This is a genomic window from uncultured Clostridium sp., from assembly GCF_937920395.1.
Classification (GTDB): Bacteria; Bacillota; Clostridia; order Clostridiales; family Clostridiaceae; genus Clostridium_AD.
Genome location: NZ_CALEVF010000215.1, coordinates 1 through 13,758 on the forward strand (window position 1 = coordinate 1; position 13,758 = coordinate 13,758).

A 13,758-nucleotide genomic window follows, 5' to 3' on the forward strand; every position below is an offset into this window, starting at 1 on the left:
TACGAGATAGAGGCGGTGACTGGAGTTCAGACGTGTGCTCTTCCGATCTGAGTAAGGACATCAATGGTACTAGTTATTGGCACGGCTACACTTGCGGCTTTAATTGGCGCTGGTGGACTTGGAGAACTGATTCTTCTTGGAATTGATCGTAATGACAATAGTTTGATTTTAATTGGAGCAATCGCAGCGGCACTTCTTGCAATTATTTTTGATGCTATGCTTAGCCTTCTAGAAAAAGCTTCATTAAAAAAAACAATGATAGCTATTTCTTTAGGTAGTATTATTATTGCATCGATTGTTATTGCACCATATTTTTTTGCGCAAAAGAAAGAAATTACGATTGCAGGTAAACTTGGTTCAGAACCTGAAATATTAATTAATATGTATAAGCTAATGATTGAAGATGAAACAAACCTTACTGTAAAGTTAAAACCTGGAATGGGTAAAACTAGCTTTCTTTTTAATGCTCTAAAATCAGGAGATATTGATATATATCCAGAATTTACAGGTACAGCACTTGAAACTTTTGTAAAAGAGAGAGCAAAAAGCCATATTCCAAATCAGGTATACGCGCAGGCACGTATTGGAATGGATAAAAATTTTAGCATGCAGCTTCTAAAGCCTATGAAGTACAACAATACTTATGCTATTGCAGTACCGGCTAGTTTTGAAAAAAAATACAACCTTAATAATATATCAGATTTAAAAAATGTAGAAAATAAAGTTAAAGCAGGATTTACACTTGAGTTTACGGACCGTGAAGATGGTTATAAGGGTCTTCAAAAGACTTATGGAGTGAACTTTGATAACATAAAAACTATGGAACCTAAATTACGTTATACTGCCATAAAAGCTGGTGATATTAACTTGGTAGATGCATATTCTACAGATAGTGAACTTTCACAATATAATATGAAAGTATTAAAAGATGATAAGCAATTTTTTCCACCATATCAAGGTGCACCACTTATGCTTAAGAAAACACTTGAAAATTATCCGGAGCTTAGTAAGCCATTGAATAAATTAGCAGACAAGATTACAGACAGTGAAATGAGTAATATGAATTATAAGGTTAATGTAAAAGGTGAATCAGCTTTAGAAGTTGCAAAAGAGTACCTTAAAAAGGAAGGTTTATTAAAATAAAATTATTGTATAATAAGAGTTTGATAATTATCCTATATAATCAATTTTTAATATACATTATACAAGAATAAAAAAACATATTTTACATTATTTGATTTTATAACTGGCTGAGAATATAATAAAGATAGTTGTAGAAACAACTATCTAGAAAATAAGCGAGTTAATGGAGGATGATTATGTTAAATACATTAATAATTTATGAAGGTAAATATGGTACTTCGAAAAAGACTGCAGAGATTGTAGCTTATATACTTGGTAACACTAAAGTTTGCACTGTAGAAAAAGCTCCAAAGGACTTAGAAAACTATCAAAATATTATTTTTGTTTTTGGATTTTATGCTTATGACACAGCGAAAATGATTAAATCTTATGTGAATGAATTTAAAAAGCAGATTAGTATTAAAAATATAGGCATTATAGGTGTAGGAATATCTAATTTTGATTTCCCAAAACAAATAAAGGAATTTGCTACATTATTAAAACGAAATGAAGATATTTCTGACTTTGTAGAAGGGGAATTACGTATTAACAAGCTCTCTAAAGATGATTATAATTCACTTAAAATGTTTAGTGAAAAATTAGATATGCCATTTAAAGATTGTGGTAAGTTTAAAACAGAAAATGTAATTGCTGTGGCTGAAAAATTCACGAAAATTATGAAAACACCTGATTTGAAAATGCCTAACAATTTACTTGCTAAAGAAATTGATTTATTTATAATAAAGCATAATACTTGTGCATTAGCAACAGGAATAGGTACATTTGTAAGATGTACACCAATAGAGTATCAATATTATAAGGGTAAATTCTATATAATTACAGAGGGAGGAATGAAATTTAAAGGAATTATTCAAAATAAAACTGTATCTATGAGTATAGCTGATGAGTATAAAAGCATGAAAGATTTAAAAGGGTTACAAATATCAGGGTTAGCTAAAATAGTACCCTCATTTAATGAAGAATATTTTGAAGTGTTTAAATCAAAAGGGATTGAATTAAGTGCATTAGAAAAATTGCCTATAGAGTTATATCTAATTAAGGTTATACCACAAAAATTTGAGTTTCTAAATGCCGACTTTAAGAAAAACAACTTTAACTCTAAACAAGTACTTACATGTTAATTTCATTGATATTTAAAGGGGCGAAAAATTAATGAAATCTAATAAAAATATTGAACTTAGAATTTTAAAGGCTATTCTCTGGATATATATAATCTTATGTATTTTAATAGCAGGATTAAATTATGGATATGTAAGTAGAGCTACACCCAAAGTAGCATCATTTATAACGTGGCTATGGCAATTTTATGAAAACTGGGTAAAGACTTTGTTCATAATTATTGGCAGTTTCCTTACAATTAGAATTATAGGAACTTCTAAAAGAACAGTAATGAGAAAAAGAAACTTAATTGGGTTTATAGTTTCCGCACTAATTGTACACATTTCGTTGCCTATACTCCTTAATAACAAAGAATTATATTTCTTTGCTATGCCATTGCCATGGACAACGCTACCTTTACAGCTGCTATTTCCGAAATCGTCTTTTTATCTCAGTAGTTATCCAATTTGGGGAGAAGCTGGTATATCAGCCGCTCTTATATTTTATTTTTGTGTCAGCATTGTTGTTTTAGTAGGAACCTTATTATTTGGCAGGCGATTGCAATGTTCAACCCTATGTTTGTTTAATGGTTTTGCTTCGGAGGTATTTGATCCGGTAATTCCTCTAATTGGGAAAAATAAAAAATTAAAGCCAATCTCAATTAAAATTTTTTCAATTCTAAGATGGGCATTTTTATCAATTTCAGTATTTTTTACTGTTTGGTGGGTTTTGTTATTATTAGGAATCCCGATAATAGGAAATATCCAGATAATTAGTAAAATTGAAAACTATAAGTATCTCACTACAGAACTGCTCATAGCAATGTTTTTTTGGGTGGCATTTATTGGTAGAGGTTATTGCTATTATTGTCCATTAGGAACAGTCTTATCTTTCCTAGGGAAAATAGCTGGTCAAAGAATTATTACCAATAAGTCTAAATGTATACAATGTGGCCAATGTAATCAAGCATGTCCAATGTCGATTGATATTAAGAGCAAGGCTAAGAATGGTGATGCGGTAATAAACATTCGTTGTGTTGGCTGTGGCCACTGTGTAGATGTTTGCCCAGTTAAAACACTTGGTTATTCAACAAAATTTTTAAAGTGGAAAAATAAATTCTAGCAATGACGCTAGGATTTATTCTTGCACTTTTCCTATTAATCTAACTATATATTTAGATTAGTATTATTTAATTCCTTATTAAGCTTCTTTAATACGGCCTTTTCAATTCTAGAAACGTAGGATCTAGAGATTCCTAGAATTAATGCAATTTCTCTTTGAGTTCGAGGGTTACCATCAACTAATCCATAGCGCATTTGAATTACTTTCTTTTCTCTATCATTCAAACCAATGTTTATCTTATTATAAATCTGTTTAAGTTGTATTTTACGTTCAACTATATCAATAATAGGATCCTCATCACTACTTAATATATCAATAAGAGATATCTCATTTCCATCTCCATCAGTTCCAATAGGGTCCTGCAAGGACACATTACTTTTTGTTTTTTTATTATTCCTAATAAGCATGAGTATTTCATTTTCTATGCATCTTGAAACATAGCTTGCAAGTCTTATTCCTTTACCAGCATCAAATGTGTCAATGCCCTTAATAAGGCCCACAGATCCAATGGATATAAGATCGTCTACATCATTTCCTGAGTTGGAAAACTTTTTTACTATATGTGCAACTAGTCTCAAATTTCGTTCAACGAGTATTCCTTTAGCTAGTAAATCACCTTCCTCTAACTTTGTTAAATAGAATTTTTCCTCTTCTTCACTTAATGGTTGTGGAAATGACGTGTTACCAGTTATATAAGCTGTTAGAAATGTAACGTTTCCAATTATATTTAACAAACTATTTACGAAAAACACAAATGTATCCTCCTAATAGAGCTACTTAATATAATATGATTTATTTTAGTAAGAGTACCAGTACATAAAAATATAAAAATTTTATATATTTGGAAAATTAAAGGATATAAATGTAATATGTCGAATGCTAAATATATAGTATAAATATAACAACACTATAAACAATATTAGGTTAGATGGTAAATCAATTAATTTTTTTATTGAAAAATGATACAAATTAAAATTCTTAAAATAGAAATCTCGAATTGCATAATTTAAAAAACTAAGGGAGTGGTTAATATTAAAGTTTTATTTGTGGCTTCTGAAGCATATCCTTTTATAAAAACTGGATGCGTTGGCGATATGGTGTATGAATTACCTAAAGCTCTAAGAAAGCTTGGAATTGATGTTAGAGTAATTATACCTAAATACAGTGGTATTCCACTACTTCTTAAAAATTGTATGGAAACTATAGCTACTTTTACAGTAAAAGTTGGATGGAGGAATAAGTATTGTGGTTTAGAATATTTAACTTATGATGATGTGCCTTACTATTTTATAGATAATGAATATTATTTTAAGAGACCTGAGGTATATGGATATTACGATGATGGTGAAAGATTCTCTTATTTTTCAAAAGCAATATTAGAATCTATAAAATACATGGGAGATTTTATACCAGATATAATTCAGTGTAATAATTGGCAATGTGGAATTATACCACTTTTACTTAAAGACAAGTATAGTAAGGACATTAGATTTAATAAAATAAAGAGTATATTTACTATACATGATCTAAAAAATCAAGGAATATTTCCAAGAGAAATATTAAAAGAGTTATTAAATTTAGAGGAGGATTATTTTAATGAGGATGCACTGAAATTTCATGATTCTATATCTTTCATGAAAGGGGGAATTATTTTCTCAGATGCAGTAACTACTGTAAGTAATCCGTATGCACGAGAAATACAGGATTCTTATTATGAAGAAGGGTTAAGCGGATTATTGTCCTCCAAAGCTGAAAAACTTTATGAAATTATAAATGGTATAGACTATGAACTCTACAATCCTAAATTGGATGAAAAAATATTTTGTAATTATGATTTACAAAGTATAAAACAAAAGGTGAAAAATAAATTGAGCTTTCAAGAAGAACTATGTTTAACCGTTGATGAGGATATACCAATGGTGGGCATTGTAACTAGCAAAGTCAATCAAAAGGGTTTAGATTTAATTATAGATAAACTCCAAGAATTACTTAGCCTTGATATTCAAATAGTGTTGCTTGGTAATGGTGAAAAATATTATGAAGATATATTTCAATTTTATGCCTCTAGATATCCAAGTAGGATATCAACAAATATTATTTTTGATGAAAAAACTGCACAAAGAATATACGCTGCTTCCGATATGTTTTTAATGCCGTCGTTAATTGAACCTGGTGGTATTGAAGAACTTATAGCATTGAAATATGGAAGTATTCCAATTGTTCACGAAACTGGAGGATTAAAAGATCCTGTTATTTTTTATAGCAAATATACGGGTAATGGTAACTGTTTTTCTTTTAACAATTATAAGAGCGAGGAATTATTAGATGCAGTAAATAGAGCTCTAGATTTATATAAAGATAAAACGTCATGGAATAACTTAATTCGTAATGCCATGCTTTCAAACAATAGTTGGGAAATTTCAGCTAAAAAGTATATGAAGTTATATAGTAATATAGTTTAAAAATATTGTAAGTAATAATTTATAATAAAATGCAAGGAAGCAAAATATGGAGTTAAGTATCTTAAAAAATGAGAGGGCCCCTTTTTAATAACATATTTTTGTTATTTAATCTGTACTTTAAGGGGAGCATATCAACAACTAAGATACTTTTTTTCAGTCCTAAATGTTAAATAGGATAATATCTATATTAAATTCTCTTAAAATTTTTATTGGATAACATAAAGTTACTTGAATAAATACTATTGGACAATAGTAGATTGAATACGGTTTCTTGAACAATTTCAAGTCATATATAAAATATTAACAAAATGTTCACAATGTGAAACGATTTCTGTAAATTTATACCATGGGAACTTTTATTTAACTGGACTATTATGATATTATAAATAAAAGTTAATAGGAGGTCGTTTTATGATAAAATTATTTAAAGAGGTATTTAGTAAAGAGAATATGAGAAATGTTGGTGCGTTAAATTATCTAATAAGTTCAGGTGGATCAAAGGATGCTGTTATATTGTACCATGAAGTTATTAATAAAAATGACAATGAATTAGATATGAAAAAAGTTTCATAGTTTTAGCGAGAAAGCTTTTTTATTGAAAGAATTAATTTTGAATATCCTTCCAATATATTCGAATAAAAAACAGAAGTTTTTCTTAATGTCTCACCTATAAAATAGTTCTAACAGTTCTTTGAGTTTATCTTTCGTTTCAATCGATCATATTTTATTAAATTTAAAATAAAGGCTATGTTAAAGCACAATGTTGAATTTGTAAACAGAGTAAACAAAAAATTTATAATTACCATATTTAAATAACGGATAACTTGTCAGAAAAAATAATCTGATGATTTCCATTTTAAAATATGGTTTTTTTATTGATAAAAAACTATTAACTCTAGCTGAAATATCAAATATCAAATATCAAATATCAAAATTTAAATTAAAAAAAATTAGGAAGGAAAGACATCTATTGCAAAATAATTTTAAAAAATAAATTATTCATAAAATATATTACTAAAATTCAATATAGTAATATATTTGTACTAAATAGAATATAGTGTTAATTAGAAGATATATTTAATACTATAATTTAAATCAAAGGGGATATAATAATGGAAAAACCTGTAGTAGCTAAAAAATCGCCAATTGCAGTAGATGTTAAAAAAGGACAAACATATTATTGGTGTTCATGTGGAAGAAGTTCTAGTCAACCATTTTGTGATGGGTCACATAAAGGAACTACTTTTAAACCATTAACATTTACCGCACAGAAGGACGAAACAGCTTATTTATGTGCATGTAAGCACACTAAAAATCCTCCATTCTGCGATGGCACACACACCAGTCTTTAGGATAATAGTGTTACAATATTAACAATAAAAAGCCATCTAGAGCTTAGATGGCTTTTTATTATGGTTAAAAACAACTGTGAATTATATAATAAATTCACAGTTGTTTTTTGTTTGTATGTCATCAAAATCTAAAGTAATATAGATTTATATAGTGTAGGGAAACTCAGATAATAGCTTTATTATAAGAAACAATAATAGCTATATTAATAAATTTTTTATAAAAACATGAACATAGCTGAAATAAATAGGATTATGTACACCATTTTATTGAATATAGTATCATTGATTTTATGATATGCATAGTTTCCAAGGATAGCTCCTAATAAAAGAAACGGGAGGGTAAATAACAGAAGTTTAGTAACTTCAGGCGTTATAGCACCTGTAACGAAATTTTGTACAACAATTATGGCATTTAATGTTACCCAAACCATACATAAAGTTGATCTGAAATTACTCTTGTTTTTCAGCTTTTCTGTTGCGTATATAATAACTAGAGGGCCACCAGATGTAAAGGCGCCTTGTACACAACCTCCTATAAAAACAATGAAATTTAACACCGAGTTATTTATAGGTTTGGTGACCTTATTTGTCTTATAACAATTAATAAGGCCTTTTATAGATATTACAATTATAAAAATACCAAGGATTGATTTTAAAACGTTTTCAGGAAATTTGTTAAAAATCCACATTCCAATTGGTAATCCAATACCTGCAAAAATCATTATTCTAAAATATTGTTTCCATACAATATCTTTATAAGACACAAGAACAACATAAAGACAGAGTAGTAATCCACAGATGGTAAGAACTGGCTTAGCAATTTTGATCCCGGTAAGCATTATGGCAAAAGGAAGCGCTAGAACAGTACAACCATTTCCAGTTACACTTCCTAAAAAATGAGTTATAAAAATAACTAAGCAAAATAAAACAATAGTTAAAGTAGTCATATTATACCCTCCAATACAAAATAATAATTAATTAAAAATGTTAACTAATTTTTATTATACAGTATATTTTCTCGACTTTCTATAGTTATGTTAAAAAAATGTATTTAATGTTGAATAATTTATTGTTTTAATATAAAATAACTGTGTATGAAAAAACAAATTAATTGAGAAAATATACTTAAGAATATTTTTTTGATTTTAAAATTTTGAAGAGGTGTTTAACGATGAAAATTAGAAAAGGTATAAATATGGGAGGAATAAAACAAAAAAATAGGGCTTCCATATTAAATCTTATAAGAGGACATGGAGCTATGTCAAGAACGGATATAGCAAAACAGGTTGAACTTACACCAGCTTCAGTAACTATTATTGTAAATAAAATGATAGATGAAGGTGTAATAAAGGAAATGGGCGAGCTTGAGGAAAGTGATAAAAGAGCAGGAAGAAGAAAAATATTAATAGATATTAATTATGATATAAAATATGTAATTGGTATAAGCATAGAGTCTGAGTTATGTAGTATTGGAGTTGCTAACATAAAGGGAACAGTTATTAATAGTACATCAGTATATATAAATAGCGAACTAGAATCAGAAGAAACTTTGTTAGAGATAGCGAATCAGTGTATTTCATTGCTTTGGAAAGAAAACATAGCTAAAGAAAATATTCTAGGTGTTGGAGTTGGAATAATGGGCCCTGTTAATTCAAAGGAAGGTATAAGTAAACATGCATATGGTCTATGGAAGAAAGAAGTAAATGTAAAGAAAATATTAGAAAAACAATTGAATATTAATGTAGTTGTTGATAACAATGTAAGAACGCTTGCAATGGCTGAGATGGATCATGAAAAACTTCAAAACATAAGCAACATGTTATTTATTAAATGCGGACCTGGTATCGGTTCAGCTATAGTTATAGATAGGGAAATTTACAGGGGTACTCATAATATAGCTGCAGAAATTGGTCATACAATAGTTGAAATTAATGGAGAAATTTGCAAATGTGGTAAAGTTGGATGCCTTGAAACAGTAGCATCACCTGAAGCTATTAACAGAAAAATAAAGAAAAATTTTTCTAAGCAGAGAATGCCTATATTATATAAATTATGCAAAGAAGATATTGCAAATCTATCTACAAATAATGTAATAAAAAGTTCTGAGCAGGGTGATGAAGAGGTCATTAAAATTGTAACTAAAGCAGCAACCTACATGGCTCTTGGAATATCGAATGCAATTACTATTATTGATCCACATAAATTGGTATTATATGGTGAAATGTTTAAAAATAAAATTTTTATGGAGATATTCAAGGAGGAACTTAATAAAAATCTTACAGAGTGTGATTTGAAGAACATTATAAGTTATAGTACTTTAAACAATAGTCCTATTTATATAGGTGGCATTGCATTAGCTATAAGGGAGTTCTTTTTTAGAACAGGGGCTATGGATTAATTAATTTATATGCTACTAATGAAAATTAAAACTTTAAGTTGATTAACATATTTAATCAACTGAGATATTAAGAAAAACAAAGAAATATTAAGGAAAACACTTAAAAATGTATTTATATGAGGTAAAAGTTTATTGACAATACATAAGAAACCGTTTACTATATAGTTATAAGTTAAAGAGGTTGTGAAAGTAGTATAAAAAAATTTAAAATAATTGATTAATAAAGTTAATTAATTATTGAATAAGAGATATGTTAATTAAATGTTTTGAATAACTTCTTTAAGATTTGTTAAAGCATTATAAGTCCTAAGCAGTTTAAGGCATTAAGGGTTTAAGTAATATAAGAAAAGGAGATGTAAGTATGAAAGTAGGTTTTGTAGGTCTTGGAATAATGGGAGAATCTATGTGCGAAAACATAGTAAAGAAAAGTGGTGAAGAGGTATGGGTGTTTGATATAAGCACTAAAGCAGTTGAAAAATTAGTTAAAGTGGGTGCAAAAGCAGCTTCATCAAATAAAGAAATTGCAGAGAAATGCGATGTTATTATATCTATGGTACCTAAGAGTGAACACGTAAAAGCAGTCTATAGTGAATTTCTAAAGGTATTATCTCCAGGAAAACTTCTTATTGATATGAGTACTATTGATCCTTCTACATCACGTGAACTGTCAAAACAAGTTAAAGAGAAACAATGTTTTATGATAGATGCTCCTGTAGTAAAGAGTAAACCAGCAGCTATTGCAGGGGAACTTGGAATTTATGTAGGTGGAGATAAGCAAGCTTTTGAAAGAGCAAAAGGAATACTTTCATGTATGTGTAAAAACATTATATACATGGGCGAAAATGGAACAGGGCTTGTTATGAAAATATGCCATAACATGTTAGTTTCTCAAATACAAAATGGTGTAAATGAAACGGTAACACTCGCAGGAAAATCAGGTTTAAATTTTGATGATGTAATTACTGCAATATCCTATGGTGGCGGTCAAAATTTTTACTTGGATGGTAAGAAAAATGCTATAAAAAATCATGATTTTACAACTGCTTTTTCAGTAGAAAATATGAATAAAGATATTAATATAGCTGTAAGTCTTGCTCAGGAATTAAAGATAGATTTACCAGGAGCTAAAAACGCTCAAAAGGTTTATTCTAAAGCTATGGCAGCTGGATATGCTAAAGAAGATTTTTCAGCTACAATTAAAGTAGTGGAAGAAAAATAATAGATTGAAAGTTAATATTTTGTTTAGATAATTTAACAATTATTTTGGGGAGTGTTGTTATGGGTAGTAAGACTTACAATTCAACAAAAATAGAAATTACTAAATGGAAAGGTCATAAAGCTATAGCATTTTCGGCAGGTGGGTATGAAGCTCTTTTAATTCCTGAAGTTGGAGCAAATGTTATTATGTTAAAGGATAATAATAGAGGGTTAAACATATTAAGAACCCCTGGGGAAGAAGTAACTTTTGAGGAGTTTAAAGAAAGACCTCAAATATATGGAATCCCAATATTATTTCCCCCAAATAGAATTGAAGATGGTAGATTTAAGGTAAAGAATAAACAATATGAATTTCCTATAAATGAACCTGAAAAAAACAATCATATTCATGGCTTTCTTAGGAATGTTAACTGGGATATAGATGAATTGGAGGTTATAGATAGTAATAGGGTACATGTAAAAGTTAAATTCCAGAATGATGAGAGTTCTGGATTTTACAAATACTTTCCTAATAGATTTTCAACATTTCTTACGTATGAGCTTTCGTGTAAAGGACTACAACAAAAATTAGAAATTTTTAATTTGGGTTATGAGGATTTACCTGTCGGTGTAGGATTTCATACTGCAATAAATATACCTTTTTATTTAGAAAGTAAGCCTAAAGATTATTTTTTAAAGGCATCTATAGGTGAAAAATGGGAACTTAATAAAAGAAGTTTACCCACAGGTAAACGTATACTTTTAAATAAGGAAGAAAAAAAAATTAGAAAAGAAGGTTTAAACCCACTTAAAGAAGAAATGGATGGTCATTATACAGTAGAATCTTTAAATATAGAGGATAAGAATTTCAAAGGATTCATTATAGAAGATAGGAATAGCAAAACTAAGGTTATATATGAAATTGGTGAAAAGTACAAACATATGATGATTTGGAATTCAAATGGTGATAAAAATTTTGTGTGTACAGAACCTCAAAGTTGGGTAATAAATGCACCTAATGTAAGGTTAAATAATAATATTACAGGCTTTAATTTATTGAAGTTCGGAGAAAAGTGGAGTGAAATTTGCACTATTTATTCCGAAGATTTAGATAAATAAAAATTAATATTGAATATGTTGAGAGGTTTTAAGTTATTAAATAAAAAAAAGTAGGAGGAAATTCATGGAAGGATCAATTCAGAAAAATGCAATAAAAGCTGGAAAGCTAACTCTTAAGGAAAAATTTTCTTATGGTACAGGTGATATAGGATTCGGATTTATGTTTGATTTAGGTCAGATTTATTTGCTTAAATTTTATACAGATGTATTAGGTTTACCTGTAGCTGCGGCTGGATTAGTTTTTTTAATTACAAAAGTATGGGATGCATTTGCAGATATAAGTATAGGTACGTGGATTGATAATCGTAAAAAAATTGGACCAAAAGGAAAATTTAGACCTTTCATCCTATATGCTACAATTCCACTAGCTATTATTACTATAGTTAGTTTTATAACTCCCAGCTTTACAATAACAGGCAAAATAATTTGGGCTTATGTTACTTATATGGCATTTGGATCGATATACAGTGTCGGTAACATAGCGTTTGGATCTATGATACCAGCTATGACTACAGATCCTAATGAAAGAACACAATTAGCTGCTTTTAGACAAGCAGGTTCTAATATGGCCTTATTTATTACAACCATAGCATTTATGCCAATTGTTATGTTATTTTCTAATGAATCAACAGGGTATATGGTTGCTGTTGCAATATTTGCTGTTCTTGGTGTACTGCTTCAAATTTATTGTTATTCTAACATTAAAGAAAGAAATGTAGTCCAAAAACCTAAGATAGTTAAGGGATCAATAGGTAAAAGTTACAAAGGGTTACTTAAGAATACTCCGTTACTTTTATTATGTTTAGTTAATTTATTTACTTTCTCAGCTTTCAATGTAAAACTCGCAGTACAGGTGTATTACTGTCAGTATGTACTTAAAAATATTTCCATTGTTCCATATATGGGTTTCTTTAGTATAGGATGTGTTTTCATCGGTTGTGCGATGGTTCCAACTATAGTTAAAAAACTTGGTAAAAGATATACTTACATGCTTGGCTGTGCGATTTGGGCATTTGGAGATATTCTAGCATTTATATTTGCTAAGGATGCTGTTGTATTCATTGTTTTTGCATGTTTTGCTTTCTTTGGTAGCTCTTTTGTTAACAGTTTGAATTGGGCACTTGTATCTGATGCTGTTGAATATGGAGAATGGAAAACAGGCACTAGATCAGAAGGAGTTGTTTATTCTTTCTTTACATTTTTCCGTAAGTTGTCCCAAGCAATTGCTGGATTTATACCAGCTATGGTTTTAGCTGCTGTTGGTTATATTCCAAACGCTGTACAAAGCGTAAAAGCTATTTCGGCAATAAGAGGACTTATGTTCATATATCCTAGTGCTTTAGCAATAGCAACTATTGTTGTAATGGGATTATTCTATAAACTTACTGATGATAAATATAGAGAAATAATAGTTGATCTTAATGCGCGCAGAAATACTACTGCTTTATAAAATATGAAATATAAAATATATAAAAGGAGTTGTTTAATTAATGAATACTAAAATTAATATTAAGGTGGCATTTGTAGCAGTTGCTCGTACTACATTCTTTATGCCAAGTGCGCAGGATGATTTTGCGAAATCTTGTAATATGCTTGAAGGCCTCTTTAACAATTTAAGTAAACCTACGGAGCTACTTACATCACCTGAAATGTTAGGTGAATTTGCAGATACCATAACAGAGCCAGATCTTATTATTTATCAAAGCACTACATTTGTAGGTGGAGATTTTGTTACAGAACTCACTCGTCGTTTTAATTGTCCTATAGTTGTGTGGGCTGTTCGCGAACCAACTATTGATGGAGGAAGGTTAAAACTAAATTCTTTGACAGGTGCATTTTCAGCTGGTAATAGTGTATATCTTCAGGG

Annotated in this window: 12 protein-coding genes and 1 pseudogene; 11 read left to right on the forward strand and 2 right to left on the reverse strand. The window is 29.2% G+C overall.

The window, feature by feature from the left end:
• Window positions 1-63: 63 nt before the first annotated feature.
• From Q0649_RS13510 to Q0649_RS13520, 3 genes are all read left to right on the forward strand, one after another.
• Window positions 64-1,143, forward strand: coding sequence for a glycine betaine ABC transporter substrate-binding protein (locus Q0649_RS13510; RefSeq protein WP_298842890.1), 1,080 nt, complete (start codon window positions 64-66; stop codon window positions 1,141-1,143).
• A gap of 176 nt (window positions 1,144-1,319) precedes the next feature.
• Window positions 1,320-2,264, forward strand: coding sequence for a flavodoxin domain-containing protein (locus tag Q0649_RS13515; protein ID WP_298842893.1), 945 nt, complete (start codon window positions 1,320-1,322; stop codon window positions 2,262-2,264).
• A 31-nt stretch (window positions 2,265-2,295) separates the two neighbouring features.
• The gene (locus Q0649_RS13520; protein WP_298842895.1) at window positions 2,296-3,363 is read left to right on the forward strand and encodes a 4Fe-4S binding protein; all 1,068 of its coding nucleotides are present in this window, start codon (window positions 2,296-2,298) and stop codon (window positions 3,361-3,363) included.
• 44 nt (window positions 3,364-3,407) lie between these two features.
• On the opposite strand, the gene sigK is transcribed toward Q0649_RS13520, so the two are convergent.
• Window positions 3,408-4,115 carry an RNA polymerase sporulation sigma factor SigK gene (sigK, locus tag Q0649_RS13525; RefSeq protein ID WP_298842897.1) on the reverse strand — a complete coding sequence of 236 codons (708 nt, stop codon included), beginning with the start codon at window positions 4,113-4,115 and terminating at the stop codon, window positions 3,408-3,410.
• 279 nt (window positions 4,116-4,394) lie between these two features.
• Here sigK and glgA point away from each other — a divergent pair, with 279 nt between their 5' ends.
• From glgA to Q0649_RS13540, 3 genes are all read left to right on the forward strand, one after another.
• Window positions 4,395-5,825, forward strand: coding sequence for a glycogen synthase GlgA (gene glgA / locus Q0649_RS13530; protein ID WP_298842920.1), 1,431 nt, complete (start codon window positions 4,395-4,397; stop codon window positions 5,823-5,825).
• A gap of 411 nt (window positions 5,826-6,236) precedes the next feature.
• Complete coding sequence (locus Q0649_RS13535; protein WP_298842900.1) at window positions 6,237-6,398, forward strand: hypothetical protein; 162 nt, start codon at window positions 6,237-6,239, stop codon at window positions 6,396-6,398.
• 539 nt (window positions 6,399-6,937) lie between these two features.
• Window positions 6,938-7,177: a CDGSH iron-sulfur domain-containing protein gene (locus Q0649_RS13540; protein WP_298842902.1), complete on the forward strand. Its 240-nt coding sequence runs from the start codon at window positions 6,938-6,940 to the stop codon at window positions 7,175-7,177.
• Between the two features lie 215 nt (window positions 7,178-7,392).
• Here the strand turns inward: Q0649_RS13540 and Q0649_RS13545 are convergent, their stop codons facing one another.
• Window positions 7,393-8,124: a sulfite exporter TauE/SafE family protein gene (locus Q0649_RS13545; protein WP_298842905.1), complete on the reverse strand. Its 732-nt coding sequence runs from the start codon at window positions 8,122-8,124 to the stop codon at window positions 7,393-7,395.
• 224 nt (window positions 8,125-8,348) lie between these two features.
• On the opposite strand from Q0649_RS13545, the gene Q0649_RS13550 reads away from it, so the two are divergent.
• The 5 genes and pseudogenes from Q0649_RS13550 to Q0649_RS13570 all read left to right on the forward strand — a co-directional run.
• Window positions 8,349-9,575 (forward strand): ROK family transcriptional regulator, encoded by a 1,227-nt coding sequence (locus Q0649_RS13550; protein WP_298842910.1) that lies wholly within the window; start codon window positions 8,349-8,351, stop codon window positions 9,573-9,575.
• Window positions 9,576-9,936: 361 nt separating this feature from the next.
• Complete coding sequence (locus tag Q0649_RS13555) at window positions 9,937-10,794, forward strand: NAD(P)-dependent oxidoreductase (protein ID WP_298842913.1); 858 nt, start codon at window positions 9,937-9,939, stop codon at window positions 10,792-10,794.
• Window positions 10,795-10,853: 59 nt separating this feature from the next.
• Window positions 10,854-11,891 (forward strand): aldose 1-epimerase, encoded by a 1,038-nt coding sequence (locus tag Q0649_RS13560; protein WP_298842916.1) that lies wholly within the window; start codon window positions 10,854-10,856, stop codon window positions 11,889-11,891.
• A 64-nt stretch (window positions 11,892-11,955) separates the two neighbouring features.
• Entirely contained in the window at window positions 11,956-13,341 is a 1,386-nt protein-coding gene (locus Q0649_RS13565; RefSeq protein ID WP_298842917.1) for a glycoside-pentoside-hexuronide (GPH):cation symporter, read from the forward strand.
• A 40-nt stretch (window positions 13,342-13,381) separates the two neighbouring features.
• Window positions 13,382-13,758, forward strand: a pseudogene (locus tag Q0649_RS13570) (sugar isomerase); the annotation flags it as partial.

Excerpts from the sequence above, each read along its gene's own strand:
- Q0649_RS13520 (WP_298842895.1), top strand. The coding sequence starts at position 2,296 with ATGAAATCTAATAAAAATATTGAACTTAGAATTTTAAAGGCTATTCTC.
- Q0649_RS13545 (WP_298842905.1), bottom strand. The coding sequence starts at position 8,124 with ATGACTACTTTAACTATTGTTTTATTTTGCTTAGTTATTTTTATAACT.
- Q0649_RS13550 (WP_298842910.1), top strand. The coding sequence starts at position 8,349 with ATGAAAATTAGAAAAGGTATAAATATGGGAGGAATAAAACAAAAAAAT.
- Q0649_RS13555 (WP_298842913.1), top strand. The coding sequence starts at position 9,937 with ATGAAAGTAGGTTTTGTAGGTCTTGGAATAATGGGAGAATCTATGTGC.
- Q0649_RS13515 (WP_298842893.1), top strand. The coding sequence starts at position 1,320 with ATGTTAAATACATTAATAATTTATGAAGGTAAATATGGTACTTCGAAA.
- Q0649_RS13510 (WP_298842890.1), top strand. The coding sequence starts at position 64 with ATGGTACTAGTTATTGGCACGGCTACACTTGCGGCTTTAATTGGCGCT.
- Q0649_RS13560 (WP_298842916.1), top strand. The coding sequence starts at position 10,854 with ATGGGTAGTAAGACTTACAATTCAACAAAAATAGAAATTACTAAATGG.
- Q0649_RS13540 (WP_298842902.1), top strand. The coding sequence starts at position 6,938 with ATGGAAAAACCTGTAGTAGCTAAAAAATCGCCAATTGCAGTAGATGTT.
- Q0649_RS13535 (WP_298842900.1), top strand. The coding sequence starts at position 6,237 with ATGATAAAATTATTTAAAGAGGTATTTAGTAAAGAGAATATGAGAAAT.
- Q0649_RS13565 (WP_298842917.1), top strand. The coding sequence starts at position 11,956 with ATGGAAGGATCAATTCAGAAAAATGCAATAAAAGCTGGAAAGCTAACT.